The sequence below is a fragment of the Bacillus sp. JJ634 genome, assembly GCF_036962285.1.
Lineage (GTDB): Bacteria > Bacillota > Bacilli > Bacillales > DSM-1321 > Peribacillus > Peribacillus asahii_A.
In genome coordinates this window covers 1-1,405 of record NZ_JBALMU010000025.1, presented here as the reverse complement: position 1 = coordinate 1,405, position 1,405 = coordinate 1, and the positions used below count along the sequence as shown (strand labels likewise).

Sequence of the window (1,405 nt, the reverse complement as noted above, 5' to 3'; positions counted from 1 at the left end):
TTTCGCTGGTTGAATTTCTTGATTTTGGCCTTCATAACCCGGGTGAAGGACATTTTCCTGGCTCGGTTTCTTGATTTTGGCCTTCATAATCTCGATGAAGGACATTTTCCTGGTTGAATTTCTCGGTTTTGCCCTTCAACACACTTTGAGGACGGCAAACTAAATAAAAAGGCTGCCTCGAAGGACAGCCTTTTTATTTATTAATTAAGATTCTTCACCATCATCGCCGCCGAAGAAATCAAAGGCTTCTTCAAATTCCTCTGCTTCTTCTTCAAACATTTCCTCAACAAACTCATCCATCACTTCGGCAACTAACATACCTCCTAACACGCCAACAGCTAATCCGCCAATCATGCCGGGTAAAGCGGAAGACATACCGTGATGATGATTAGCCTCATAAGAAAAAGACTGTGCGTAAACATATGGCTGTTCAACTGCTTCAGCGATATATTGACCTAATACTTTCTCAAGCTCTGCTTCATTTTCAAGAATAGTCCAATCTAAGCGAAATTCTCGTTTTGCTTCCACTTCTTTGTAGCCGTTTTTGCAATCTACTTCCATCCAAACAGAAATCCCTGATTGTTCAGCAGCAAAGCGCATTTCCACTTCACTTACTTGTCCTAAGAATGCCTGAGTAGGGAAAAAAGTAAATTCCTGACCATATTGATCAATTTTACCTGAATCCGCCTTCTCTCGAAAACCTAATCGGCCCATTGCATTAAAAATTGCTTGAAGTGCTCCTTGTGGTTGAACAATGAGGTGATCGACATCTTTACGGTCGACCCCTCCCTCGATATCTAGGTGTGTATCAAAATGATAGGAAACCGTTCCTCGTGAAACCGGGATATTCGTAGGCAGTGCATAATGAAAAGGGATTACCTTTTGTTCTTTAGGCTGAATACGGTCGCGGCTCATAAGCGGTATATACGCAATTTCCTTAGAAACGTTGCCTTGCTTCAGTGAGACATTCATCATGAGACGAACAGCCAATTGATTGATTTTCTGCTCTACCTCACCACCTTGAATAACAACTTCTCCTTGAATACTTTCCCCTGCTTGATATTGCCGATGATTAAACTGTAAATCTACAGTCGCAGCTCCTTTTCCTAAGCTGGCTAAAATCTTTTTGAACATAGTTTTTCTTCCTTTCAACGCTTTAATATGTAAGTAAAATAGCTTCCTAAAATTATTGAGATACTTTATAAATATACGATAAATATTGAAAATAGTTTCAAATTAAATGATATTTCATAGTTTAACAAGACAAAAAAACTAGCCCTATTTGGGCTAGTTTTTTTCTTTGCAAGCTGCTGTTGAATAATAAGAAATACTATATGAGTGGGCCTAAGTGGACTCGAACCACCGACCTCACGCTTATCAGGCGTGCGCTCTAACCAGCTGAGCT

At 39.9% G+C, this 1,405-nt stretch carries 1 protein-coding gene; it reads right to left on the bottom strand.

What is annotated here, in order from left to right; genetic code table 11:
* Nucleotides 1-204: 204 nt before the first annotated feature.
* Nucleotides 205-1,134 (bottom strand): sporulation protein, encoded by a 930-nt coding sequence (locus V7068_RS05075; RefSeq protein WP_499711366.1) that lies wholly within the window; start codon nucleotides 1,132-1,134, stop codon nucleotides 205-207.
* Nucleotides 1,135-1,405: the final 271 nt, after the last annotated feature.

Bases quoted from the DNA above. Each gene is read 5' to 3' on its own strand.
- V7068_RS05075 (WP_499711366.1), bottom strand. From the start codon at position 1,134: ATGTTCAAAAAGATTTTAGCCAGCTTAGGAAAAGGAGCTGCGACTGTA.